This is a genomic window from Actinophytocola xinjiangensis, from assembly GCF_001921215.1.
GTDB classification, from domain to species: domain Bacteria; phylum Actinomycetota; class Actinomycetes; order Mycobacteriales; family Pseudonocardiaceae; genus Actinophytocola; species Actinophytocola xinjiangensis.
Window position 1 is genome coordinate 178,316 of sequence record NZ_MSIF01000013.1, and the last position, 24,085, is coordinate 202,400.

At 71.7% G+C, this 24,085-nt stretch carries 22 protein-coding genes; 9 read left to right on the forward strand and 13 right to left on the reverse strand.

Translation table 11 applies throughout. The annotated features are described in order from the left end of the window. Positions 1 to 43: 43 nt before the first annotated feature. From BLA60_RS25100 to BLA60_RS25130, 7 genes are all read right to left on the reverse strand, one after another. Positions 44 to 451, reverse strand: a complete 408-nt coding sequence (locus BLA60_RS25100; protein ID WP_281257477.1) for a VOC family protein — start codon at positions 449 to 451, stop codon at positions 44 to 46. After that, positions 415 to 705: an ArsR/SmtB family transcription factor gene (locus BLA60_RS25105; RefSeq protein ID WP_075135443.1), complete on the reverse strand. Its 291-nt coding sequence runs from the start codon at positions 703 to 705 to the stop codon at positions 415 to 417. Before BLA60_RS25105 ends, BLA60_RS25100 begins: the two co-directional genes overlap by 37 nt. A gap of 39 nt (positions 706 to 744) precedes the next feature. Further along, entirely contained in the window at positions 745 to 1,182 is a 438-nt protein-coding gene (locus BLA60_RS25110) for a CBS domain-containing protein (RefSeq protein ID WP_075135444.1), read from the reverse strand. A 67-nt stretch (positions 1,183 to 1,249) separates the two neighbouring features. Then, complete coding sequence (locus tag BLA60_RS25115) at positions 1,250 to 2,563, reverse strand: maltokinase N-terminal cap-like domain-containing protein (protein WP_075135445.1); 1,314 nt, start codon at positions 2,561 to 2,563, stop codon at positions 1,250 to 1,252. Continuing rightward, entirely contained in the window at positions 2,560 to 4,443 is a 1,884-nt protein-coding gene (gene treS, locus BLA60_RS25120; RefSeq protein WP_075135446.1) for a maltose alpha-D-glucosyltransferase, read from the reverse strand. The genes BLA60_RS25115 and treS overlap by 4 nt, the downstream gene beginning before the upstream one ends. A 159-nt stretch (positions 4,444 to 4,602) precedes the next feature. Then, positions 4,603 to 5,541: a zinc metalloprotease gene (locus tag BLA60_RS25125; RefSeq protein WP_075135447.1), complete on the reverse strand. Its 939-nt coding sequence runs from the start codon at positions 5,539 to 5,541 to the stop codon at positions 4,603 to 4,605. A gap of 581 nt (positions 5,542 to 6,122) precedes the next feature. Further along, complete coding sequence (locus BLA60_RS25130) at positions 6,123 to 8,090, reverse strand: alpha-1,4-glucan--maltose-1-phosphate maltosyltransferase (RefSeq protein ID WP_075135448.1); 1,968 nt, start codon at positions 8,088 to 8,090, stop codon at positions 6,123 to 6,125. Between the two features lie 141 nt (positions 8,091 to 8,231). Between BLA60_RS25130 and glgP the strand changes: the two genes are divergently transcribed. Beyond that, positions 8,232 to 10,787: an alpha-glucan family phosphorylase gene (glgP, locus tag BLA60_RS25135; protein ID WP_075135449.1), complete on the forward strand. Its 2,556-nt coding sequence runs from the start codon at positions 8,232 to 8,234 to the stop codon at positions 10,785 to 10,787. 16 nt (positions 10,788 to 10,803) lie between these two features. Here glgP and glgX read toward each other — a convergent pair whose 3' ends face one another. Beyond that, the gene (glgX, locus tag BLA60_RS25140) at positions 10,804 to 12,912 is read right to left on the reverse strand and encodes a glycogen debranching protein GlgX (protein ID WP_075135450.1); all 2,109 of its coding nucleotides are present in this window, start codon (positions 12,910 to 12,912) and stop codon (positions 10,804 to 10,806) included. An 84-nt stretch (positions 12,913 to 12,996) separates the two neighbouring features. On the opposite strand from glgX, the gene BLA60_RS25145 reads away from it, so the two are divergent. Genes BLA60_RS25145 through BLA60_RS25160 form a run of 4 tightly spaced genes read left to right on the forward strand, consistent with a single transcriptional unit; the run spans position 12,997 to position 16,767 of the window. Beyond that, positions 12,997 to 13,815 carry an ABC transporter ATP-binding protein gene (locus BLA60_RS25145; RefSeq protein WP_075135451.1) on the forward strand — a complete coding sequence of 273 codons (819 nt, stop codon included), beginning with the start codon at positions 12,997 to 12,999 and terminating at the stop codon, positions 13,813 to 13,815. A gap of 42 nt (positions 13,816 to 13,857) precedes the next feature. Then, positions 13,858 to 14,637, forward strand: coding sequence for an enoyl-CoA hydratase/isomerase family protein (locus BLA60_RS25150; protein WP_075135452.1), 780 nt, complete (start codon positions 13,858 to 13,860; stop codon positions 14,635 to 14,637). A 19-nt stretch (positions 14,638 to 14,656) separates the two neighbouring features. Next, positions 14,657 to 15,607, forward strand: a complete 951-nt coding sequence (locus BLA60_RS25155; RefSeq protein ID WP_075135453.1) for a class I SAM-dependent methyltransferase — start codon at positions 14,657 to 14,659, stop codon at positions 15,605 to 15,607. Continuing rightward, the gene (locus BLA60_RS25160) at positions 15,604 to 16,767 is read left to right on the forward strand and encodes a THUMP-like domain-containing protein (RefSeq protein ID WP_075135518.1); all 1,164 of its coding nucleotides are present in this window, start codon (positions 15,604 to 15,606) and stop codon (positions 16,765 to 16,767) included. The genes BLA60_RS25155 and BLA60_RS25160 overlap by 4 nt, the downstream gene beginning before the upstream one ends. Here the strand turns inward: BLA60_RS25160 and BLA60_RS25165 are convergent. Continuing rightward, on the reverse strand, positions 16,764 to 17,723 hold the full coding sequence (locus tag BLA60_RS25165) for a nucleoside hydrolase (protein ID WP_075135454.1): 960 nt from the start codon (positions 17,721 to 17,723) through the stop codon (positions 16,764 to 16,766). The genes BLA60_RS25160 and BLA60_RS25165 overlap by 4 nt on opposite strands. Positions 17,724 to 17,792: 69 nt before the next feature. Here BLA60_RS25165 and BLA60_RS25170 point away from each other — a divergent pair, with 69 nt between their 5' ends. The 4 genes from BLA60_RS25170 to BLA60_RS25185 are packed head-to-tail and all read left to right on the forward strand — an operon-like array spanning position 17,793 to position 20,165. Then, the gene (locus BLA60_RS25170; RefSeq protein WP_075135455.1) at positions 17,793 to 18,548 is read left to right on the forward strand and encodes an acyltransferase; all 756 of its coding nucleotides are present in this window, start codon (positions 17,793 to 17,795) and stop codon (positions 18,546 to 18,548) included. Positions 18,549 to 18,557: 9 nt separating this feature from the next. Further along, the gene (locus BLA60_RS25175; protein WP_075135456.1) at positions 18,558 to 19,157 is read left to right on the forward strand and encodes a molybdopterin-dependent oxidoreductase; all 600 of its coding nucleotides are present in this window, start codon (positions 18,558 to 18,560) and stop codon (positions 19,155 to 19,157) included. Next, a complete protein-coding gene (locus BLA60_RS25180; protein ID WP_075135457.1) occupies positions 19,150 to 19,863 on the forward strand; it encodes an FAD-binding oxidoreductase in 714 nt (237 codons plus the stop codon). The genes BLA60_RS25175 and BLA60_RS25180 overlap by 8 nt, the downstream gene beginning before the upstream one ends. Next, on the forward strand, positions 19,860 to 20,165 hold the full coding sequence (locus BLA60_RS25185) for a DUF6510 family protein (protein ID WP_075135458.1): 306 nt from the start codon (positions 19,860 to 19,862) through the stop codon (positions 20,163 to 20,165). The genes BLA60_RS25180 and BLA60_RS25185 overlap by 4 nt, the downstream gene beginning before the upstream one ends. Here the strand turns inward: BLA60_RS25185 and BLA60_RS25190 are convergent. The 4 genes from BLA60_RS25190 to BLA60_RS25205 all read right to left on the reverse strand — a co-directional run bounded on the left by BLA60_RS25190 (position 20,135) and on the right by BLA60_RS25205 (position 24,073). Next, on the reverse strand, positions 20,135 to 20,479 hold the full coding sequence (locus tag BLA60_RS25190) for a DUF4288 domain-containing protein (RefSeq protein ID WP_154814566.1): 345 nt from the start codon (positions 20,477 to 20,479) through the stop codon (positions 20,135 to 20,137). The two genes, BLA60_RS25185 and BLA60_RS25190, sit on opposite strands and share 31 nt — an antisense overlap. A 65-nt stretch (positions 20,480 to 20,544) precedes the next feature. Next, positions 20,545 to 21,801: a glycosyltransferase family 4 protein gene (locus BLA60_RS25195; protein WP_075135519.1), complete on the reverse strand. Its 1,257-nt coding sequence runs from the start codon at positions 21,799 to 21,801 to the stop codon at positions 20,545 to 20,547. A 5-nt stretch (positions 21,802 to 21,806) separates the two neighbouring features. Further along, entirely contained in the window at positions 21,807 to 23,312 is a 1,506-nt protein-coding gene (locus BLA60_RS25200; protein WP_075135460.1) for a 1,4-alpha-glucan branching protein domain-containing protein, read from the reverse strand. Continuing rightward, positions 23,309 to 24,073: a class I SAM-dependent methyltransferase gene (locus BLA60_RS25205; protein ID WP_075135461.1), complete on the reverse strand. Its 765-nt coding sequence runs from the start codon at positions 24,071 to 24,073 to the stop codon at positions 23,309 to 23,311. Before BLA60_RS25205 ends, BLA60_RS25200 begins: the two co-directional genes overlap by 4 nt. Positions 24,074 to 24,085: the final 12 nt, after the last annotated feature.

Genomic DNA, 24,085 nt, shown 5'->3' on the forward strand with positions numbered 1-24,085 from the left:
GTGGGGGCCGGGGGCTGCCCGTCGCGCGCCGGGCGGGCCCTGGTCAGGACTGGTGGGCCAGCTGGATCAGGTTGCCGCAGGTGTCGTCGAGGACGGCGGTGGTGGTCTGGCCCATGGTGGTGGGTTCCTGGGTGAAGCGCACGCCCAGGTCGCGCAGGCGGTCGTACTCCTTGCGCACGTCGTCGACGGCGAACTGGGTGAACGGGATGCCGTCGGCGACCAGGGCGTCCTTGAAGGGTTTGGCGGCGGGGTGGCCGCTGGGTTCCAGCAGCAGTTCGACGCCGTCGGGGTCGTCGGGGGACACGACGGTCAGCCAGCGGTCCTCGCCGAGTGGCACGTCGTGTTTCTTCTCGAAGCCCAGGATCTCCGTGTAGAAGCGCAGCGCCCTGTCCTGGTCGTCGACCAGGACGCTGGTCAGTCTGATCCGCACGTCGTCCTCCTCCTCAGCCATCGCTCGATGATGGGTTCGAGCGGGTCGGTGTTGATGTGGTGGAACTTGTACCGGCCCTCGCGCCTGGTCTCGACCAGGCCGGCCCGCTCCAGCACGTCCAGGTGCTGGGAGACGGCCTGGCGCGACGAGGTCAACCCGTGGTTGGTCGTCAGGCGACCACAGATCTCGAAGAGCGTCTGGCCGTCGCGGGCGGTCAGCTCGTCGAGGATCGTCCGGCGCGTGGGGTCGGCGAGCGCTTTGAAGACGTCACCCACGGGACGCCACGTTAGGCAAGTGAACGCTTGCCTGTCAAGTCAGCTCGAACCCCGGACGATGTAGCGCTCCAGCTGCTCGCTCTGCGACTCCAACTGCTCGATCCGGCCACGCACCACGTCACCGATGCTCACCAGCCCGACCAGCGACCCGTCCGCCACCACCGGCATGTGCCGGACCCGGCGCTCGGTCATGATCTTCGCGATCGCCGTGACGTCGTCACCCCGCTCGCAGGTCACCACCCGCGTCGTCATGATCTCGGCGACCGGGGCGTGCAGCAGCTGCGCCCCACGGTCGTTGAGCCGGCGCACGACGTCGCGCTCGGTCACGATGCCGACCAGCGCGCCGGCATCGTCCACCACGACCACCGCGCCGATGTTGTGCCGGGCGAGGTCATCCAACAGGCCGGTCACCGACAGCCCGGGAGTCGCCGTGACCACCTCAGAACCCTTGTGCCGCAACAGATCCGAAATCCGCACGTGGACACCCCGATTCCATCGTCGACGCACTCCGTGTTACCAGGCTAACTTCGGGGCCCGCGCCCCGCTAGAGGAAGCTCCAGCGGCGGATCGCCGCGAGCGGGATCGGCCGCCACTCCGGGCGGTTGTGGTGCTCGTAGCGCACCTCGTACACCGCCTTGTCCAGCTCCAGCGCGCGCAGCAGCACCTCCTGGTCCCGCGGATCCCCCGCCACCTCGGCATACCCGTCGCAGAACGCGCCCCGGTTGCGGTCGGACCACTCCTGGGCCCGCGCGGTCAACTGCCGGTCCGCCTCCTCGCCGGCCAGTAAGTGGAACGCCGCATAGTCGAACGACCGCAGCATCCCCGCCACGTCGACCAGCGGCGAGCGCGGCGTGCGGCGCTGCTGGGGGGTGGCCGCCGGCTCACCCTCGAAGTCGATGAGCACCCAACCGTTGGTGGTGCGCAGGGTCTGGCCCAGATGCAGGTCACCGTGGACCTGTTGGACGGTCAGCCCACCGCCGAGCGCGCGAACCCGGTCGAACGCCTCCCGGATCGTGCGTTCCTCGCCACGCAGGTCGGGGACCTCGGCCAGGGCGGTGTCCAGTCTGGCGTGCATGGCGTCCACTTCGGTCTCGACGGCGCCCGCGCCGGCCCGCGCGGTGCCCAGCGCGTCGGCCAGCGACGCGTGCACCTGCGCCACCGCCGCGCCCAACCGCCTGGCCTCGCCGGCGAAGTCGCCGCCGACCTCGTTGGCGTACAGGTCGGCCTCGGCCAGCAGGTCACGCACACTGGCCGTGGCCGTCGCCCACCCCTCGACCGCGTCGGGCAGGAACCGTTGCAGGAAGCCGAGGACCAGACCCTCCTCGGCGATCACCCCCAACGGCGCGGCGATGTGCCGGCTGCCCACCGAACGCAACGCCCGGTGCAGTCGCACGTCCCGGTTCGGCCCGGGATCGGGCTGGCGGTACAGCTTGAGGATGTACTCCGTGCCGTACACGATCGAGGTGTTGCTCTGCTCCACGCCGATCGGCCTGGCCCGCAGGCCGGTACGCAGCGTGACGCCCGGCTCGGTGCTGAACGTCAACCCGCCGATCACCGCGCCGCGCGCGATCAGCGTCAGCAGGTGGCCCATCAGCTCGGGGTCCAGCGTCGCGTCGTAGACCTGGGTGCCGCCGTCGACCGCGATGACCGCGCCCGGGTCGGCGAACGCGTCGCGGGTGCCCAGCGGCAGCTGGTACAGCTCGGAGTCGACCTCGACCATCGTGTGCTGCAGGCCGTCGGCCAGCGGGGTCGCCGACACGGTGCGCAGCGTCCGCGCGCCGCGTGCCTTGGCCCGGTACCACCGCTGGTCGACCAGCCAGGGGAGCAGCAGCTCGCCGAGATCCTCCGCTCGGATCACGGCGCCTCGCCCTCGTCCGGAATCGCGGACCCCGCGTCGGAGCGTTCGTCGGAGCCCCCGTCCGTGATCCCGTCCGGGGCGTCGGTGAGCTGGAACCAGTAGAAGCCGTGGCCGGGCAGCGTCAGCAGGTAGGGCCACTCGCCGACCGGGGGGAACCGCACGCCGCCGGTCAGCTCGACCGGCACCCGGCCCTCGTGCTCGGCCAGGTTCAGCTCCACCGGCTGCGGGAAACGCGACAGGTTGTTCACACAGATCACCAGGTCCTCCTCGACGTCGCTGTCGGGGTCGGCGGGCAGGTGACGCAGGTAGGCCAGCACGCTCGGGTTCGACGAACCCAGCTCCACGTACTCGCCGAGGCCGAACGCGGGGTGCTCCCGGCGCACCTGGAGCATGCGGCGGGTCCAGTGCAGCAGCGAGGAACTGTTGTTCAACTGTGCCTCGACGTTCACCGCCTGGTAGCCGTACACCGGGTCGGCGATCACCGGCAGGTAGATGCGGCCGGGATCGCAGCGGGAGAAACCGGCGTTGCGGTCGGGCGACCACTGCATCGGGGTGCGGACGGCGTCGCGGTCACCGAGCCAGATGTTGTCGCCCATGCCGATCTCGTCGCCGTAGTACAGGACCGGGGAGCCGGGCAGGGACAGCAGCAGGGCGGTGAACAGCTCCATCTGGTTGGCGTCGTTGTCCAGCAGCGGGGCGAGGCGGCGGCGGATCCCGATGTTGGCCTTCATCCTCGGGTCCTTGGCGTACTCGGCGTACATGTAGTCGCGTTCGTCGTCGGTGACCATTTCGAGGGTCAGCTCGTCGTGGTTGCGCAGGAAGATCCCCCACTGCGCGCCCGACGGGATCGGTGGGGTCTGCGCCAGGATCTCCGAGATCGGGAAGCGGGACTCGCGGCGCACGGCCATGAAGATGCGCGGCATCAGCGGGAAGTGGAACGCCATGTGGCACTCGTCCCCGCCGGAGTCCGCGTCGCCGAAGTAGGCGACCACGTCGGCCGGCCACTGGTTCGCCTCGGCCAGCAGCACCCGCCCGGGGAACTCGTCGTCGACGACCTTGCGGCAGCGCCGCAGGAACTCGTGGGTGCGCGGCAGGTTCTCGCAGTTGGTGCCCTCCTCCTCGAACAGGTAGGGCACCGCGTCGAGCCGGAAACCGTCGATGCCCAGGTCCAGCCAGAACCGCAGCACGTCGATCATCGCGTCGGCGACCTCGGGGTTCTCGTAGTTGAGGTCGGGCTGGTGGGAGAAGAACCGATGCCAGTAGAACTGGCCGCGCACCGGGTCATACGTCCAGTTCGACGACTCGGTGTCGACGAAGATGATCCGCGCCTCGGGGTAACGCTCGTCGGTGTCGGACCAGACGTAGTAGTCGCCGTAGGGGCCGGTCGGGTTGTTGCGCGACTCCTGGAACCACGGATGGGCGTCACTGGTGTGGTTGAGCACCAGATCCGTGATCACCCGAATTCCCCGCTTGTGCGCCTGGTCGAGCAGATGCACGAAATCCTCGACCGTGCCGAACTCCGGCAGCACCGCCCGGAAATCGGAGATGTCGTAGCCACCGTCACGCAGCGGGGACGCGTAGAACGGCGGCAGCCAGAGGCAGTCCACGCCGAGCCACTGCAGGTAGTCGAGCTTGTCGGCCAGACCACGCAGGTCACCGGTACCGTCGTTGGTGAAGTCGTTGAACGCGCGGACCAGCACCTCGTAGAAGACCGCGGTCTTGTACCACTGCAACGCCTTGGGCGCTGACCTCGCATGGGAGAACTCGTCGGCCTGGGGTTCGACGAGATGGCCGTCGGTGGTCACGGTCTCGCCGGTATGCGGAACACCGTCCAGGCCAAGGTTGGCGTCCGGACGCGTCGTCTCGGGAGCTTCGGTCATTCCCGCACCCTCACCTACAGGATCGGCATCCGGCGCCGTTGCCGGATGGTGGTGATCATGGTGCCAGGTTGGCCCCGGCACCCGTGTCCATGGTTACCGGCGCGGGGCGTTCCCGCACAGGGGACGGCGCGACGAGCACCGTCCCCTGTGGAGCGAACGTCAGGCCCGGTACGCCGCCCAGGAATCCTGCATCCTGTCGGCCTGTCCCGGGGTGAACTGGTTGTAACAACTGTCGACGGAGTAGTCCATGTAGTTGTGGATCGGGTCCAGGCCCGCCGACGAACAGGTGTCCTTGCCCGCGGGGCAGCCCGACGTCGGCGAGTTCATCGCCGGGGTGTCGGCCACCTCGTCGTTCGTCGAGGAACACCCGCCCTGGAAGGTGTGGTAGAGCCCCAACCAGTGCCCGGTCTCGTGCGAGGCCGTCTTGCCCAGGTTGTAGTCGGCGATCGGGCCGCCGGGCAGCGAACCCCACTGGATGACGATGCCGTCGAGCTCCGGGTCGCCCGCGTACCACCAGGGGAAGGTCGCGTAGCCGAGGTAGCCGGTGTTGGTCGACCAGATGTTGAGGGTGCGCGAGTCACCCTCGTGGGTCGCGGTCTTCAACGCGGCCTCGCCGGCGGCCGAGTCCGGGTCGTTGAACCAGGAGTTGTTCTGATGTCGGCGCACCGCCTGGAGAGTGAAGGTGAACTCGGTGTCGGCCGCAGCCGAGGACTCGCCGCCCGCGAAGTTCTGGTTCATCTCGGCGATCTGGGCGTTGATCGCCGCGTTGGAGACGTTGCCCGTGCCGTTGGTGGCGTACACGACGTGGAACACCACCGGAACGGTGACCTGGGCCGGGCGGACCTTGCCGGCCAGCCGGGAGGCCAACTGCCGCTCGACGGCATCGGCCTCGGCCTTGGTGACGTCATTGCGGTCGAGTTCATGCTGGTGACCGGCCTGGGGACGGGTGTTGGACTCGGCGCACTCGGTGCCGTGACTCGGCGTGGGAACCGGCGAGGCGGCGACCGTCGAGGCCGGCAGGACGGCGAACGCGGAGGCCGACAGCGCGAACACGAACGCGGCGGCGACACGACGGCCGCCGGGGGATAACCGGGACATGTGCGGGTACCTTCCGTGCAGGGCGGGTCACGGTCCGTGCCGTGCCCGTCCTTGGAAGGTACTTCGCCGGCTCACCGCAGCGGAAGTCCTTGTGTCCCACCAAGATCCTCAGCGGCGACGGGCTGCGGGGCGAAACCGGGACCGGCTCGCCACCCCACCAACCACGCCCCGAGTTGTCCACATCCCCGCCCGGAAGATGAATCCCCCACCGCACCACCGAATAGAATGGCCCTGAGGGGTGCCCCCGGGAGGGTGGGTGTTTACCCAGGGGTTGTCGCTCTCGGCGAACAGTGGTCGACGGGGGTTGTTGGTGGGTGGGTTGGCTGGGCGGGATGGCGGTTGGTGGGTAGTGGTGCGCGAGTGGCGGTTGGCCGGTGAGTCGTGGTCGGCGGGCAGCGGGGGAATGGGTGAGCGGTGGTTGACAGCGCGGCCGGTGTCTGAGGGTTGGCGCGCGGCTGCGGAAAGCGGTCGGCTGGTAGCTGTTGGCGTCGCAGTCCGGTGAGCGGTGGTCGGTGGGGTGGTTGGCGCGGCGGTGTGCGGCCGATCGCCGAGGAACGACCGGCGAGAGCGGGCGAGCCGCCTCAGCGGATGACCGCGAGGATGTGGCAGACGGCGTCGGTGGGTTCCAGGCGGACGTAGTTGGCCTGGCCCCAGTCCCAGGTCTGGCCGCTGACCTCGTCGCGGACGGCGAAGCGGTCGTGCCAGTCGAGGCCGAGTTCGGGCAGGTTGAGGCGCACGGTCGACTCCTGGGCGTGGTGGGAGTCGAGGTTCACCACGACGATCACCGCGTCGCGGCCGGTGGGGTCGGTCTTGGAGTAGACGAGGACGGCGTCGTTGTCGGCGTGGTGGAAGCGCAGGGTGCGGAGTTGGTGCAGGGCCGGGTGGGCCTGGCGGATGGCGTTGAGCCTCGTCAGCCACGGTTCCAGGGACCGGCCGTCGGCGAGGGCCTTGGTGAAGTCGCGGGGGCGTAGTTCGTACTTCTCCGAGTTCAGGTACTCCTCGCTGCCCTCGCGCACCGGCTCGTGCTCGAACAGCTCGTACCCCGAGTACACCCCCCAGGTGGGTGACATCGTCGCGGCCAGCGCCGCGCGCAGCGCGAACATCGCCGGGCCGCCGGTCTGGAGGGACGCGTGCAGGATGTCGGGGGTGTTGACGAACAGGTTCGGCCGGGCCTCGTCGCAGTGGGCGACGATCTCCTGGCCGAACTCCACCAGTTCGTGTTTGTAGGTCCGCCAGGTGAAGTACGTGTACGACTGGGTGAAGCCCAGGCGCGCCAGACCGTAGAGCCGCGCGCGGCGGGTGAACGCCTCGGCCAGGAACAGCACGTCCGGCTCGACGTTCTTCACCTGGTTGATCAGCCAGTGCCAGAAGTTCGGCGGCTTGGTGTGCGGGTTGTCCACCCGGAAGATCCGCACCCCGTGGCTCACCCAGTAGAGGACGACCCGCAGTACCTCGGCGTAGATCCCCTCCGGATCGTTGTCGAAGTTCACCGGATAGATGTCCTGGTACTTCTTCGGAGGGTTCTCCGCGTACGCGATGGAGCCGTCCGGCTTGGTGGTGAACCATTCGGGGTGGTCAGCCACCCACGGGTGGTCCGGGGCGCACTGCAACGCGAGATCCAGCGCCACCTCCAGCCCCAGCTCGGCCGCCCGGGCGACGAACGCGTCGAAGTCCTCGATCGTGCCCAGCTCGGGGTGGATCGCGTCGTGGCCGCCGGCCGCCGAGCCGATCGCCCACGTCGAGCCGACGTCGCCCGGCGCGGACAGCACGCTGTTGTTCGGACCCTTGCGGTTCACTTCCCCGATCGGGTGCACTGGTGGCAGGTACACGACGTCGAACCCCATCGCGGCGACCCGGTCCAGGGCGGCGGCGGCCGTGCCGAACGTGCCGTGCACCGGCCGGCCGGCGGCGTCGACGCCACCGGTCGACCTCGGGAACAGCTCGTACCACGACCCGAACAGCGCCCGGGGCCGGTCGACCCACAGCTGGTACTTGCGGCCCCTGGTGACCAGGTCGCGCAGCGGGTTGGCCCACATGTACCGCTGGATCGGCTCGTCGAGCGCCTCGGCGATGCGCGCCGGCAGCGGGCTGGTCACGTCCCGCAGCGCCGCCGCGGCCGACACCAGCATCGTCTTCTCGCCGTTGTGCGGGAAGCGCCGCGCGGCCCGGTCCAGCAGCCGCGCGCCGGTCTCCAGGTCGTTGGCCAACTCGTCGGCGCCCTGGGCGGCACCGACCTTGACCTCGACGGCGTGCCGCCAGGTCGCCCACGGGTCGCTCCACGCGTCGACCCGGTAGGTCCACATCCCGGTGGTGTCCGGCGAGAACGTGGCGCTCCACCGGTCGTCGTTCGGGTCGTCGAGGACCATCCGCGTCTGGCGCTCCACGTCGTCGTGTGGGCCACGCCACACGACGGTGGCGCCGGCGGCGTCGTGACCTTCCCGCCAGACCGTCACCCGAACGGGCACGAGTTCGCCGACGACGGCCTTCGCCGGATAGCGGCCGCAGCTCACCATCGGGGTCACGTCGTCGATGCCCAGTCGACCGCTCACCGGTCCCGTCCTCCCGCGCGCGTGCCTCAGCGATACCTGAAGATCGTCCCCCCGTCCACCGCAGTCTGCCCGGTCAGCCTGACCGGTACACCGCCTGCCGGCTTGATTTTGCCGAACGTGAGACCGATAAAGTCGGTCGACGTGAAAGCTGTGCGTCGCTTTACCGTCCGCGCCGGGCTCCCCGAGCCTCTCGCCGAACTGAGCACCCTGGCCACCAACCTGCGGTGGACCTGGCATCCGCCAACGCAGGAGCTGTTCGCGGCCATCGACCCGGGCACCTGGACCAGGGTGGGCGACCCGCTGCGCCTGCTGGCCGAGGTGCCGGCCAACCGGCTCGAGCACCTCGCGACCGACGAGGAGTTCCTCGCCAGGACCAACGCGCTGTCGGCCGACCTGCGCGACTACCTGACCGGGCAGCGCTGGTACCAGCGCCGCCGCGCCGAACTGGGCGCCGGCGACCCGGGCGGCAACGGCCGGGGCGACCACCTGCCGACCTCGATCGCGTACTTCTCGATGGAGTTCGGCGTCACCGAGGCGCTGCCGAACTACTCCGGTGGTCTGGGGGTGCTGGCCGGTGACCACCTCAAGGCCGCGTCGGACCTGGGGGTGCCGCTGATCGGCGTCGGGCTGCTCTACCGGTCGGGCTACTTCCGCCAGTCGCTGTCGCTGGACGGCTGGCAGGTGGAGCACTACCCGGTGATCGACCCGAACGGGCTGCCGCTGGAGCCGCTGGTCGAGCCGTCCGGGGCGCCGATCCTGGTGCACGTGGCGATGCCCGGTGGGCGGGTGCTGCGCGCGCGGGTGTGGCAGGCGCGGGTCGGGCGGGTTCCGCTGCTGCTGCTCGACTCCGACGTGGACGGCAACGACGAGGACCTGCGCGGGGTCACCGACCGTCTCTACGGCGGCGACCAGAACCACCGCATCCGGCAGGAGATCCTAGCGGGGGTCGGCGGTGTGCGGGCCGTGCGTACGTACTGTGAGCTGACCGGTCACCCGCAGCCCGAGGTTTTCCACACGAACGAGGGACACGCGGGTTTCCTGGGTCTGGAGCGGCTGCGGGAGCTGATGTCCGGCCAGCACCTGTCGTTCGACGAGGCGCTGTCGGCGGTGCGTGCCGGCACGGTGTTCACCACCCACACGCCGGTGCCGGCCGGCATCGACCGGTTCCCGGTGGACCTGGTGCAGCACTACTTCGGTGACGGGGCGCTGCTGCCGGACGTGGACATCCGGCGGGTGCTGGCGTTGGGGGCCGAGGACAACCCCGGCATGTTCAACATGGCGCACATGGGCCTGCGGCTGGCGCAGCGGGCGAACGGGGTGTCGAAGCTGCACGGCGAGGTCAGCCGGCACATGTTCGGTGGGCTGTGGGCCGGGTTCGACACCGAGGAGGTGCCGATCACGTCGGTGACCAACGGTGTGCACGGCCCGACCTGGACCGCCCGCGAGGTGACCGAGTCGATCGGCGAGCCGTCCGCGCCCCGGCTCGACCAGGTCAGCGACGCCCAGCTGTGGGACCTGCGTGCCACCCTGCGCCGCCGGCTGGTGACCGAGGTCCGGCGGCGGGTGCGGGACGCGTGGCTCCAGCGCGGCGCGTCCTCCCTGGAACTGGCCTGGACCGACACGGTGTTCGACCCTGACGTGCTGACCGTCGGTTTCGCCCGTCGGGTGCCGACCTACAAGCGCCTCACCCTGATGCTGCGGGACGCGGAGCGGCTGCGCGCGCTGCTGCTCGACCCGCGGCGCCCGGTGCAGCTGGTGGTGGCCGGCAAGTCCCACCCGGCCGACGACGGCGGCAAGGCGCTGATCCAGCAGATCGTGCGCTTCGCCGACGACCCGGCCGTGCGGCACCGGATCGTGTTCCTGCCGGACTACGACATGTCGATGGCCAGGTATCTGTACTGGGGCTGCGACGTGTGGCTGAACAACCCCACCCGTCCGCTGGAGGCCTGCGGCACGTCCGGGATGAAGTCGGCTCTCAACGGCGGCCTCAACCTGTCCATCAGGGACGGCTGGTGGGACGAGTTCTACGACGGCAGCAACGGCTGGGCCATCCCCACCGCCGACGGCGTCGGCGACCCCCTGCGCCGCGACGACCTGGAGGCAGCCGCCCTCTACGAGCTGCTGGGTGCCCAGGTGGCGCCGCTGTTCTACGACCGGGCCGACGGCGTGCCGGCCCACTGGCTGGCCATGGTCCGCCACACGCTGACGTCCCTGGGCCCCCAGGTGCAGGCCTCACGCATGGTGCGCGAGTACGTCGAGTCGGCCTACCGCCCGGCGGGGACAGCGGTCGAGCTGGCCAACGCCGACGGCTTCCGCGCCGCGCGGGAGCTGGCCGCCTACCGCACCCGCCTGGGATCGTCGTGGCAGCACGTCAGGGTGCTGCACTGCGAGGTCGACCTGGACGCCGACGCGCGAACGCCGGTACTGGGGGACCGGGTGCGGGTGCGGGCGTCGGTGGAGCTGGCCGGCCTGGCGGACTCGGACGTCCGGGTGGAGGTCGTCGTGGGCCGCGTGTCCGACAACGACGAGCTGTACGACGTCGTGACCGTGCCCATGGTGATGGGGGAGCAGGGCGAGTACTCGGCGGAGGTGTCTCTGCCGCACACGGGAACCCTCGGTGCCACCGCCCGGGTGCTCCCGAGCCACGAACTGCTGGCCACCCCGGTCGAACTGGGGCGGGTCGTCGTGGCGACCTGAGCCCAACTCCGCCCCGTCACTCCCGAGGAACCCGAAACACCAGGAACGTCCGAGGCCGAACAGGGACGACATCCCCGGCCCCCAACGGAATCACCGAGTCAGGAATCCCCTTCCGCGCCCCACTGTCCAGCACCGGTACGTAGACGGCCCCGTACTCACCCCCCGGCAGCGTCATCTCCACCTCCAACCCCCCGGAGTGCAGCAACAGCAACCACGTGTCATCGGCGACCACGTCGCCGTCCCGGTCCCGCGACAGCGAGGTGGACCCGTCGATCCACATCCCCACCGACCGTCGCCCGTCGTCGAACCAGTCGGCTTCGGTCATGGGTTTTCCCGAGGGCGTGAACCACACCAGGTCGGGATGTCCGGTGCCGCTGGGCCGCCCGTCGAAGAACTCCGGCTGGCGCAACGCCGGTGAGTGCGCCCGCAGGGCGATGAGCCGGCGGGTGAACGCCACCATGTCCGACGCGTCCTCGGACGGGGACCAGTCGACCCACGACGTCGGATCGTCCAGGCAGTAGGGATTGTTGTTGCCGCCCTGGGTCCGCCACCTCTCGTCGCCGGCGCACAGCATCGGTGTTCCGGTGGACAGCAGCAACGTGGCCATCAGGTTACGGGCCTGGCGGTCGCGCAGCGCCAGCACCGCACGGTCGTCGGTCCCGCCCTCGACCCCGCAGTTCCATGACCGGTTGTCGTCGGTGCCGTCCCGGTTGTCCTCCCCGTTGGCCTCGTTGTGCTTGTCGTTGTAGGACACCAGGTCCCGTACCGTGAACCCGTCGTGCGCCGTGACGAAGTTGATCGACGCCCAGGGCCGCCGGGCGTTCGTCGCGTACAGGTCCTCCGAGCCCGACAGCCGGTACGCGAGGTCCCGAACTCCCACCGCGCCGCGCCAGAAATCCCGTACCCCGTCCCGGAAACGGCCGTTCCACTCGGTCCACTGGGGCCCGAATCCGCCCACCCGGTAGCCCTCGCCGGTGGCGTCCCACGGTTCGGCGATCAGTTTGCACTGCGACAGCACCGGGTCGGTGCTGATCGCCGTCAGCAGCGGCGCGTGCGGATCGAACGGGCCGCCGCCGGGCCGGCCGAGGGCACTGGCGAGGTCCAGGCGGAAACCGTCGACGCCCAGTTCGGTCGCGAAGTACCGCAGCGAGTCGGTCACCAGCCGTACGACCGTCGGCGACGTCGGGTTCACCGTGTTGCCGCACCCGGTGATGTCGATGTCCCGGCCCTGGTCGTCGAGCAGGTAGTAGGCGGGCGCGTCCAGTCCGCGCATCGACAGGGTCGGCCCGCCCACCCCGCCCTCGCCGGTGTGGTTGAACACCACGTCCATGATCACTTCGATGCCGGCGGCGTGCAGCGCGGCGACCATCGTCCGGAACTCGGCCACCTCGCGCCCTGGCTCGCTGGCGTAGCCCTCGTGCGGGGCCAGGAACCCCACCGACGCGTAACCCCAGTAGTTGTGCCGCCCGGACCGCAGCAGCGGCGGCTCGTCGACGAACGTGTGCACCGGCATCAGCTCGACCGCGCTCACCCCGAGTCGTTGCAGGTAGTCGATCACCGACGGGTGGGTCAGGCCGAGGTAGGTGCCGCGCTGGTGCTCCGGCACGTCGGGGTGCAGCTTGGTGAAGCCGCGCACGTGCAGCTCGTAGATCACCGTCTCCTCGAACGGTGTCATCGGTTTCACACCGGTGTCCGGGCCGCCGGCGGAGGTCACCACCGACAGCGGAACGTGACCGAGCGAGTCGACGTGCGACCGGGCGGTGTGCATCGGGTCACCCCGGTGGCCGAGGGTGGCGTCGAGGTCGGTGAGGCGCCCGGTGATCCGCCGCGCGTACGGGTCGAGCAGGATCTTCGCCGGGTTGGCGCGCAGGCCGGCGGCCGGGTCGTAGGGGCCGTGCACGCGGTAGCCGTAGCGCTGGCCGGGCGTCACCCCGGGCACCAGGCCGTGCCAGATGCCGAACGTGCGCTCGGTCAGGCCGATGCGCTGCTCGGTGCCGTCCTCGGACACCAGGCACAGGTCCACGGCCCGCGCGACCGACGAGGCCACCGCGAACCGCGTCCCGCCGGCCTCGGGGTGCGCGCCGAGGGGGAGCGGGTGGCCGGGGTGCACCTGGGACGCGGGCATCTGTCCATCTTGCCCAATGCCTGCGCAAACCCGGTAGTTGTCGACCCCCGGCCAGGCTCACGGCGCGCCGGCGGCTGCTGTTGAATGGGCACCGTGACGGTAGACGAACTGGACGACCTGGTCGTGCGCCTGTCCGATGTCGGGGTCCGCCGCGGCGACACCCACCTCCTGTCGGGGGTGAGCTGGAACGTCGAGGTCGACGAGCGCTGGGTGATCCTCGGCGCCAACGGGGCCGGCAAGACCACCTTGCTCCGGCTGGCCGCCGCCGAGCTGCACCCGACGACCGGGCAGGTCCACGTGCTCGGCGAACGCCTGGGTCGCGTCGACGTGTTCGAGCTGCGCCCGAGGATCGGTTTCTGCTCCGCGGCGGTGCTCGCCAGGGTGCCGCCCCAGGAGCGGGTGCTGGACGTGGTGGTCAGCGCCGGCTACGCGGTGGTCGGGCGATGGCGCGAGGAGTACGACCCGCTCGACACCGCCCGCGCGACCGAGCTGTGCAAGTCCCTGGGCATCGCGCATCTCACCGAACGTGAGTTCGGCACCCTGTCCGAGGGCGAGCGCAAGCGCACGATGATCGCCAGGGCGCTGATGACCGACCCGGAGTTGCTGCTGCTCGACGAGCCGGCCGCCGGGCTGGACCTGGGTGGGCGGGAGGACCTGGTGGCGCGCCTGTCGGAGCTGGCCCGCGACCCGGACGCGCCGACGACCATCCTGGTGACCCACCACGTCGAGGAGATCCCGCCGGGGTTCACCCACGTGTTGCTGGTCTCCGACGGCGGTGTGGTCGCCCACGGCCTGCTCGACGACGTTCTGACCAGCGAGAACCTGTCGGCCACGTTCGGTCAGGATCTGGAGCTGGACCGGCTGGGCGACCGGTACTTCGCACGGCGGCGCGCTGGAGGCTAGGTTGTCCTCCAATGGGTACTGACCAGTAGGGAGGCGTTGGCCGTGGGTGAGTTCGTCAGGCTCGAGGTGGATGGTGGTGTCGGCACCATCCGGTTGGATCGCCCCCCGATGAACGCGCTCAACCGGCAGGTCCAGGAGGAGATCCGGGCCGTCGCCTTCGAGGCCGGGCAGAACGACGACGTGCGCGCGGTGATCGTCTACGGCGGCGAGAAGGTCTTCGCCGCCGGGGCGGACATCAAGGAGATGGCCGACATGTCCTATGTGGACATGGCCAAGCGCGCCGGCCGGCTGTCCTCGTCGTTCACCTCGGTCGCCAGGATCGCCAAGCCGACGGTCGCCGCGGTGACCGGCTACGCGCTGGGGGGCGGGCTGGAGCTGGCGCTGTGCTGTGACCGGCGGGTCCTGGGCGACAACGCCAAGGTCGGCCAGCCGGAGATCCTGCTGGGCGTCATCCCCGGCGCCGGCGGCACCCAGCGCCTGGCCCGCCTGGTGGGGCCGAGCAAGGCCAAGGACCTGCTCTACACCGGCCGGTTCGTCGCCGCCGCCGAGGCGCTGGCGATCGGCCTGGCCGACGAGGTCGTGGCGCCCGACGAGGTCTACGCCGCCGCGCGGCGTTGGGCCGAGCAGTTCGTCAACGGCCCGGCGCGCGCGCTCGCCGCCGCCAAGACCGCGGTCGACAGCGGTCTGGACGGTGACCTGGACAGCGGGCTGCGGCTGGAGAGCGAGCTGTTCGCGGCGCTGTTCGCGACCGAGGACCGCACCGCCGGCATGCGCTCGTTCATCGAGAACGGCCCGGGAAAGGCGACCTTCAGTGGCAAGTGACTCAGTGTCAGGTGACTCGGTGGCGGATCCCGCGCCCAACCCGCACGCGAGCGAGGCCGAGGTCGAGGCCGCGCGGTCGGACCCGAAGCTGGCCAACGTCCTCTACCACGACTGGGAGGCCGGCACCTACGACGAGAAGTGGTCGATCTCCTACGACGAGCGGTGCATCGACTACGCCACCGGCCGGTTCCGCGCGGTCGCCGGTGACCGGGAATGGCCTTACCCCAAGGCGATGGAGCTCGGCAGCGGCACCGGTTTCTTCCTGCTGAACCTCATGCAGGGCGGGGTCATCAAGCAGGGTTCGGTGACCGACCTGTCCCCGGGCATGGTCGAGGTCGCGCTGCGCAACGCCGAGCAGCTGGGCCTGGACGTGGACGGCCGGGTCGCCGACGCCGAGCGGATCCCCTACGACGACAACACCTTCGACCTGGTCGTCGGGCACGCGGTGCTGCACCACATCCCGGACGTGCCGGCCGCGTTCGCCGAGGTGCTGCGGGTGCTCAAGCCGGGCGGGCGGTTCGTCTTCGCCGGTGAGCCGACGAAGATCGGTGACCGCTACGCGCGCAAGCTGGGTCAGCTGACCTGGTGGCTGACCACCAACCTCACCAAGCTGGGCCCGCTGCGGGCCTGGCGGCGTCCGCAGACCGAGCTGGACGAGTCCTCCCGCGCGGCGGCGCTGGAGGCGATCGTCGACCTGCACACCTTCGACCCCACCGAGTTGGAGGGCGTGGCCCGCGCGGCCGGGGCGCGGGACGTGCGGGCGGTCACCGAGGAGCTGGCGGCGGCGCTGTTCGGCTGGCCGGTGCGCACCTTCGAGGCGGCCGTGCCGCAGGAGAAGCTGACGCTGGGCTGGCGGCTGTTCGCCTACAAGGCGTGGCTGCGGCTGTCCTGGCTGGACGAGAACGTGCTGGCCAGGGTGGCGCCCCGGGACCTGTTCTACAACGTGCTGGTGACCGGGACCAAGCCCTGACCTACGAGTTCACCGTCACCGACGTCGCCCACCTCGGCTCACCGGCGGGGGAGCGGGCCCTGGCCGAGGTCGGGCGGCTGCCGCTGGCCGGCGGCTCGTACCTGGCCGACGTGGCCACCGCCCGGCGGCTGCTCGGCGAGCGGGCGGGCGCGGTCCTGGAGACCGTGCTGCTCCGCCGCCGCGCGGTGTCCAAAGTGGACGATCCGGGGCGGTGGCTGTTCACCGACACGGCGGTGCAGCAGGCCACCCCGGCGCCGGTCGCCGCGCTGCGCGCCCGGCGCTTCGCCGGCCGCGACGTGCACGACGTGACCTGCTCGGTCGGCGCCGACCTGGCCGCCATGGTGCCGGTCGCCGACCGGTGCGTCGGCTCGGACCTCGACCCGGTGCGCCTGGCGATGGCCCGGCACAACGTGCCCGGCGCGACCCTGGTCCGCGCCGACGCGCTGACCCCGGTGACCAGGGGAACGGCCGTGTTCGCCGACCCCGCCCGCCGCGACTCCGCCGGCCGGCGCCGCTGGCGGGCGGGTGACTTCGCGCCGCCGCTGGACGAGCTGGCGGCGGCCTGGGCCGGCCGCGACCTGGCCGTGAAATGCGCGCCGGGCATGGACTTCGACGCCCTGGGCTGGCCGGGCGAGGTGGAGCTGGTGTCGCTGGACGGCCAGGTGCGCGAGGCCTGCCTGTGGACCGGGGCGCTGGCCACGCCCGGCGTGCGCCGGCGGGCGACCGTCCTGCGCGCCAACCGTCCCGAGTGGACTGTCACGGACGCCGACCCGGACGACTGCCCGGTGACCGAACCGGCGCAGTGGCTCGTCGACCCGGACGGCGCGGTGGTCCGGGCCGGCCTGGTCCGCCACTACGCCGCCCGGCACGGTCTGTCCCAACTGGACGAACGGATCGCCTACCTGACCGGCCAGGAGCCCCCGCCGGGCGTACGGGCGTTCCGGGTCCTGGAGTTCGGCCACTACAACGAGAAACAACTACGTGGCGTGCTGCGCCGCCGCGAGGTCGGCCGGCTGGAGATCCTCGTGCGCGGCCTCGATGTCGACCCGAACACCCTGCGGCCCCGGCTGAAACTGCGCGGCCCGCACGAGGCCACCGCCGTGCTGACCCGCCTTGGCCGCACCCCGACGATGTTCGTCTGCGTCGCCGAGACCCCTTAGCGGGAACTGAGCCTGGTCAGCAGGAACGCGCGCACCGCGTCCAGGTCGGCGTCCAGCGCGACCTCGACCGTGCGGGGGCCGACCGCGCCGGTCGTCACCTCGCGGACCGCGGCACTGCGCCGGTCGGCGACCACCATGCCCCGCCCGGGACCCTGACCGCAGTCCACCTCCAGCGGCAGCGCGGTCGTGCGCAGGATGCCGGGGCTGATCGCCTCGGCCATCGCGACCGCGTCGTGCAGGACCGTCTGGTCGCTGCCGAACGCCTCCCGGTAGTGCTCGCGGTACACGGAGGTCAGCCCGACCAGCGCGGCGCCGCGCTCGCCGCTGGCGGCCAGCGCGTCGAGCCACTCCGGGCCGATCGCGCACCGGTGGGTCAGGTCCAGCGGCACCAGCACCGTCGGCACGTCCTCCTCGACCAGCACCCGCCGGGCAGCCTCCGGGTCGCTCCAGGTGTTGAACTCGGCGGCGGCGGTGACGTTGCCGCCGGTCAGCGCGCCGCCCATGACGACGATCCGCTCGATCTTGGGCTTGAGCGAGGGATGCGCGGCCAGCAGCAGCGCGATGTTGGTCAGCGGGCCGATCGGCACCAGCGTCACCGGCGAGTCCGCCTCGGTCAGCAGCCGCGCCATCAGGGTCACCGCGTCCACCACCTCCAGGCCGCGGGACCGCTCGGGCAGCGAGCCCGCCATGCCGGACAGGCCATCCGCGCCGTGCACCTCCGGCGCCCGGTGCGGGTGCGGGAACGCCAGCGGCCGGTCGGCGCCGGCGGCCACCGGCACGTCCTCGCGGCCGTAGAGCGCCAGGATCCGCAGCGCGTTGCGGGTGGTCAGGGGGAGGCCGACGTTGCCGAACACGGTCGTCACGCCCAGCAGGTCCACCTCGGGGCTGGCACAGGCACACGCGATCGCGTACGCGTCGTCGATGCCCGGGTCGGTGTCGATGATCAGTGCGCTCACCTGTCGAACGCTATCGGGCACCGCAATCCCCACCCTGCCCGTCGGCTCCCGTCGGCTAACGTCGCTGCCATGACGTCGATGTGGGGCTCACCGGTCGCCGACCGCGTCCGGGGCTGGCGCCGTTCCCGGCGGGACCCGAACCAGGCCAGGTTCCTCACCCTCGACTCGCTGCGCTGGGTGATCCGCCACCGCGCGTGGACCCCCTGGTACCTGGTGCGCTACTGGCGGCTGCTGAAGTTCCGGCTCGTCAACCCGCACGTGGTGCTGCGCGGCATGGTGTTTTTCGGCAAGGACCTGGACGTGCACTGCCGTCCCGGCTACGGCCGGATGGAGATCGGCCGCTGGGTGCACATCGGCGACGGCAACGCGATCCGCTGCCACGAGGGCTCGCTGCGCATCGGCGACAAGGCCGTCTTCGGCCGGCAGAACGTGGTCAACTGCTACCTCGACATCGAACTCGGCGAGGCCGCCCTGGTCGCCGACTGGGTCTACATCTGTGACTTCGACCACGTGACGACCGACATCAACCAGCCGATCAAGGACCAGGGCATCGTGAAGTCGCCGGTGCGCATCGGCCCGGACACCTGGCTGTGCACGAAGGTCACCGTCACCAAGGGCACCCGGATCGGCCGGGGCAGCGTCGTGGGCGCGCACGCCGTGGTGAAGGGCGACGTCCCCGACTACGCGGTGGCCGCCGGCATCCCGGCCAAGGTCGTGCGCGACCGGCGCAGTGCCTACGAGGCCGACGCGCAACGCCGCGCGGCGGTCGCCGACATGTCCCGCAAGGCCGCCGCCGCGCTGCGCAAGACCCTGGAGAGCCATTAGTTTGACCTGGTGAACGTCGTGAACAGGGGTTTCCTCGGCCGGCGGGACCCGGAGCGGGTCGAACTGCCGCCCGGCCAGTACCTCACCCGGGACTTCCCGGTGCTCCAGGCGGGCCCGACCCCGTCGGTGCCGCTGGACCAGTGGCGGTTCACCGTCCGCGCGGAGACCGGCGCCGAGTGGGCCTGGACGTGGCCGCAGCTGCTGGCGCTGCCGCGCGAGCGGCCGACGGTGGACATCCACTGCGTGACCCGCTGGTCGAAGCTGGCCACCACCTGGGAGGGCGTCTCGCTGGACACCCTGTTCGCCGAGGTGGAGACGGTCGCCGACTACGCGCTGGTGCGCTCGCACGGCGGCTACACCACCAACCTGCCGCTGGCCGACCTGCTCGACGGCCAGGCGTGGATCGCCTTCGGCTACGACGGCGAGGAACTGGCGCCGGCGCACGGCGGCCCGGCGCGGCTGCTGGTGCCGCATCTGTACTTCTGGAAGTCGGCCAAGTGGGTCAGCGGCATCGACCTGCACCACGACGACGAGCCGGGGTTCTGGGAGTCGCTGGGCTACCACGAGTACGGCGACCCGTGGCGGGAGCAGCGGTACACCGATGACTGAGCCGGCGGTCCGCGTGCGGTGGCTGGTCGGAACCGTCCACTCGGTACGGTCGGAGACCGCGACCGCGCGGAGCATCGTGCTCGACGTGCCTGGCTGGCCGGGGCATCTCGCCGGCCAGCACGTCGACCTGCGGCTGACCGCCCCCGACGGCTACCAGGCGGTGCGTTCCTACTCGCTGGCCGCGCCGGCCGACGGGCAGCGGGTGGAGCTGACCGTGCAGCTGATCGAGGACGGTGAGGTGTCGCCGTACCTGGTCGACGTGGTGCTGCCGACCGAGCAGGTGGAGCTGCGCGGCCCGGTCGGCGGCTGGTTCAGCTGGGACCCGGACCGGCCGGGGCCGGTGCTGCTGGTGGCCGGCGGCTCGGGGATCGTGCCGCTGATGGCGATGGTGCGCGCCCGCGCGGCGGCGGCCAGCACGGCGCCGTTCACCCTGGTGTACTCGGTGCGCGGGCCGGCGCAGCGGTACTACGCCGAGGAACTCGACCGGGTCGACGGCCTGGACCTGCGGATGGTGCACACCCGGGAGGCCGGGCCGAACGGCCGGCCGCCGGGGCGGATCGGGCCGGCGGACCTGGACGTGGCGCTCGGCGCGCGCGTCTACGTGTGCGGGCCGACGGGTTTCGTCGACGCGGCGATCGCGCTGCTGCTGGCCGCCGGCCACGACGCGGCCGACATCAGGAGCGAACGATTCGGAGGCCAGCCATGAGCACGAGCACGAGCACGAGCACGGTGGACGGCAACGCGATGGCCGGGCTGTTCGCCGAGGCGTTCGGCGTGGACGTGACGGTCGCGGTGATCACCTGCGCGGCGTGCGGGGACGCCGGCCGGTTCGCCGAGACGACCGTGCACGACCGGGGCCCGGGCGCGGTCGCCCGCTGCCGGTGCTGCGGCGCCGTGGTGGCCAGGCTGGTGCGCACGCCGACCGACGCGTGGTTGGACCTGCGCGGCGCCCGGTCGCTGCGGATGCCGCTGGCGGGTCAGCTGGCGAGCGGCTCGACGGCCAGGTAGGCGCGGTAGTCGCTGAAGTGGCGGGTGTAGACGTCGGCGCCGTCACCGAGCGGGCCGTCGACCTCGGTCACGTCGACGAGGTGGCGGAAGCTCCAGGTGATCAGGTCGCCGGTGTGGTCGGGGAAGGTGGTCTCGCGGGACTCGGCGTGTTCGCGGGCCCGTTCGGCGGCGTGCTCGGCCGAGTCGGCGGCCAGCAGCGTCACGGTCTCCTCGAACAGCGGCGCGTGGTCGGGCCGTGAGCTCCGCACCTCGTACATGAGCACCGCGGCGAACATTCTCGACATCGTCGTCGTCCCCTTCCCCCGATCGGTCACGACCAAGACCGTAGGCCGAAACGCACCTCCGGGCCATCGGGAAACACCCCTAGTTGACCAGAAACCTAGCCGTGGAACGCGTTTCCGGTGGCGATCTTGGGGCGACCAAGCACAGGATGTGTACGGACGGTAGCGCAGCGGTACACCGATGCGGTGGCTTCGGCGATCCTGGTCCAGTCGAACTCCAGCGCCAGACGAGCCTTCGCCGCGCGTGCCCGGCGGGCGGCGGCGGCCGGGTCGGCCAGGACGGTCCGCACCCCGGTCACGATCCCGGCGACGTCGCCCGGCTCGATCGACACCCCCGTCTCGCCGTCCACCACCAACTCCGCCAGACCACCGGCGGTGGAGGCGACCAGCGGCGCGCCGACGGCCGCCGCCTCCAGCGCGGCGATGCCGAACGGCTCGTAACGGCTGGGCAGGACGACGACGTCCGCCGCCGCGAGCAGGGCCACCAGGGAGCGGTCGGGCAGGTGCCCGACGAAGTCCACCGAACGGCGAACCCGCAGCTTGCGGGCCTGCTCGACCAGTGCCTGGGCCTGCACGCCCCGGCCGGCGACGACCAGCCGGGCGCCGGGGTGGTGGCGGCGCAGCCGGGGCAGCGCGGCCAGCAGGTCCAGCACGCCCTTCTCCCATTCGAGCCGGCCGAAGTAGACGACCAGCGGGGCGCCGTCGGGCCGGTGCCGCTCGCGGGCGGCGCGCACGGCGGCCGGCGGGACCCGCCAGCCGCGCGGCTCGATGCCGTTGTGGATCACGGTGACGTCGTCCTGGTCGACCTCGAACAGCTGGGCGACCTCGGTGGCCATCGCGGCCGAACAGGTGATCAACTTGTCGGCCCGGTTCGCCAGCCACCACTCGACGGAGTGAACTTGTTGGTTCAGCCGTTGGGACAACCACCCACTGTGCCGACCGGCCTCGGTGGCGTGCACGGTCGCGACCAGCGGTACACCGGTGTGCTCGGCGAGGGTGATCGCCGGATGGGTGACCAGCCAGTCGTGGGCGTGCACCACGTCCGGTCGCCATCCCCGGTCCAGCAGCGCCAGGCCGGCGCGGATCATGGCGTGACCCATGGCCAGCGTCCAGGCCACCAGGTCGTGCTCGAACAGCAGGTGTGTCGGGTCCTCGGCGACCCGCACCACCCGCACGCCCTCGACGACGGTGTCGGTCGTCGGGTGGGTCAGCGCGTCGGTGCCCGCCTCCTGGCGGCACAGCACCACGACCTCGTGCCCGAGCCCGGTGAGGTGGCGGGCCAGCGCGTGCACGTGCCGGCCGAGCCCGCCGACGACCACCGGCGGGTACTCCCAGGACAGCATCAGGACCCGCAGACCGCTCATGACCACAACTCCCTGGCGTCGAGGCGGCCGAACGGGCCGTCGGTGGCGCGCAGTTCGGCGGCGCGGCGCCGTGCCCGCTCGTGCTGGCCGGAGCGCAGCAGGCCGGCCAGTTCGCCGGCACGGTCGCCGTGGATCTTCGCCCGGCGGCGGGCGTAGTCCGCGGCGGAGTCCTTGGTGACCATGAACGCCCAGTCGCTGGACAGCGCCAGCAGCGCCTCGCGCACCAGCTGGTCGCGCGCCGGGTCCCGGACGTCACCGGGTCCGGCGGGCAGCGCCAGCAGCTCGTCCTGGAGCGCGGCGCCCGCCGACACCAGGTCCGAGACCTGCTCGCCGTCCCACACCCGCCAGTCCTTGCCCGACCCCCACGAGGAGGCCGGCAGTTCCACCGGGGCGCCGACGTGCCCGGCCTCGATCGCCCCGCGCAGGGTGGTGACCCGCACACCGGCGCCCGGCAGCGCGTCCAGCACCGCCGCCAGCCACGCCGGGCCCTCGTGCCACCAGTGGCCGAACAGCTCGGTGTCGTAGGCGGCGACGACCAGACCGGGCGCGCCGTGCCGCTCGCGCAGCGCGCGCAGCCGCGCGAGGACCGTCGCGACGAAGTCGGCGGCGTGCCGGGCGACCGCGCCGGCCGCCAGTTCCGGTTCGTAGGGCCGTTTGCTCTCCGGCGGGACCTGTTTTCCGGTGACCCGCGAGGGTTTCAGGCCGGTCGGGTGGTCGAAGGTGTGGAAGTCGCGGTAGGCGGGATCGCCGGGGTAGCCGGCCTTCGGGGACCACACGCGGTAGGTGACCTCCAGGTCGCGGCCGAAGCAGAGCACGCCGGAGTCGCCGACCGGGCGGGCGGCGTGCGTGTCGCCGTGCAGGGCCGGGCCGTCGACGAGGAAGCGGCGCACGCCGGCCGCCGCGTAGCCGTGTTCCATGCCGGGGGCGTAGCCGCACTCCGGCGCCCAGATGCCGGCCGGGGTGTGGCCGGTGCGCAGCCGGGTGTCGTCCAGGCCCGCGCGCAACGCGAAGCGGCGCACCGGCTCGCGCAGCAGCGGCTGGAACGGGTGGGTGGCCGGGCCGCCGAGCAGTTCGATCGCCCCGCCGTCGACCAGTTCGCGCAGCACGGGGGAGAAGCCGTGCCGCCAGCGGGTCTCGAACTCCTCGATGGCGCCGGTGGCCGCGCGGTACTCGGCCGAGGCGACCTCGCGCAGCAGCGGGTCGGCGCCGCGCCAGCGGCCGGCGGCGTACTGCGCGCGCAGCGCCCAGTTGCCCAGCCAGTCGTGCAGTCCGCGCAGCGCGTACGGGTCGTCGAGCTGGGCGGCCAGGACGGGGGTGACGCCGAGGGTGAGCACGTCGCGGTGGCCCCGCTCGGCCAGCCGGCGGACGAGGTCGACGACCGGCAGGTAGGAGTGGGCGCAGGCCTGGTAGAGCCATTCCTCGCCGACCGGCCAGGCGCCGTGGTGCGGCAGCCAGGGCAGGTGGCTGTGCAGCACCAGGCAGAAGGTGCCCTCGTCGGTCATCGGCGGACCGCCACGGCCACGACGTCGAGTCCTTCGGCCAGCGCGTCGGTGCCCAGTTCGAAGTCGGCCGCGCCGACGCCGGCGACGGCCTCGGCGAGGTCGGCCGGCCACGGGGTGCCGGCGACCGCGACCGCCACCTGGGCGTCCACGATCGACCCGCCGAGCCGGGCCTCGGTCGCGCGCAGGGCGGGGCCGTGCCGCAGCACGCCGAGATACGTGACGTCGAAACCGTTGTCCGCCACCAGGTCCGCCAGCTCCTCGGGGGACAGTTCCCTGGTGTGGAACGGGTTGAGCGGGGTGTCCCGGCCGGGGGAGAAGGTGATCCGGTTCGGTGTGGTGATCAGCAGCCGGCCGCCGGGCACCAGCACCCGGTGGCACTCGGTGAGGAAGCCGGCCTGGTCCCACAGGTGCTCGATCACCTGGAGGTTGGCCACGACGTCCACAGTGGACGTTCGGACCGGCAGGCTGGCGAGGTTGCCGCGGACCGCGCGCACCCTCGGGTAGGCCCGCGCGACGTGCGCGGCGGTCAGCGCGTCGTAGTCCAGACCGAGCACCACCCGCGCCCGCGCGGCCAGCAGGTCGGCGCCGTAGCCCTCGCCGCAGCCGGCCTCCAGCACGACAGCGCCGGCGCAGTGTTCGGCCAGCGCGAGGTAGGCGGCCTCGTGCCGCCGGAACCAGTAGTTCTCCTCCGGCACGCCGGGAACGGTGCGTTCACCGGTCAGGGGGAGGGGGGTTACGGGTTCAACAGCTGGCTCGGACACCACCGCGGCAGG

Excerpts from the sequence above, each read along its gene's own strand:
- treS (WP_075135446.1), bottom strand. The coding sequence starts at position 4,443 with ATGACCGAAGCTCCCGAGACGACGCGTCCGGACGCCAACCTTGGCCTG.
- BLA60_RS25180 (WP_075135457.1), top strand. The coding sequence starts at position 19,150 with ATGACTGAGCCGGCGGTCCGCGTGCGGTGGCTGGTCGGAACCGTCCAC.
- BLA60_RS25100 (WP_281257477.1), bottom strand. The coding sequence starts at position 451 with ATGGCTGAGGAGGAGGACGACGTGCGGATCAGACTGACCAGCGTCCTG.
- BLA60_RS25200 (WP_075135460.1), bottom strand. The coding sequence starts at position 23,312 with ATGACCGACGAGGGCACCTTCTGCCTGGTGCTGCACAGCCACCTGCCC.
- BLA60_RS25145 (WP_075135451.1), top strand. The coding sequence starts at position 12,997 with ATGGGCACCGTGACGGTAGACGAACTGGACGACCTGGTCGTGCGCCTG.
- BLA60_RS25125 (WP_075135447.1), bottom strand. The coding sequence starts at position 5,541 with ATGTCCCGGTTATCCCCCGGCGGCCGTCGTGTCGCCGCCGCGTTCGTG.
- BLA60_RS25170 (WP_075135455.1), top strand. The coding sequence starts at position 17,793 with ATGACGTCGATGTGGGGCTCACCGGTCGCCGACCGCGTCCGGGGCTGG.
- BLA60_RS25185 (WP_075135458.1), top strand. The coding sequence starts at position 19,860 with ATGAGCACGAGCACGAGCACGAGCACGGTGGACGGCAACGCGATGGCC.
- glgX (WP_075135450.1), bottom strand. The coding sequence starts at position 12,912 with ATGCCCGCGTCCCAGGTGCACCCCGGCCACCCGCTCCCCCTCGGCGCG.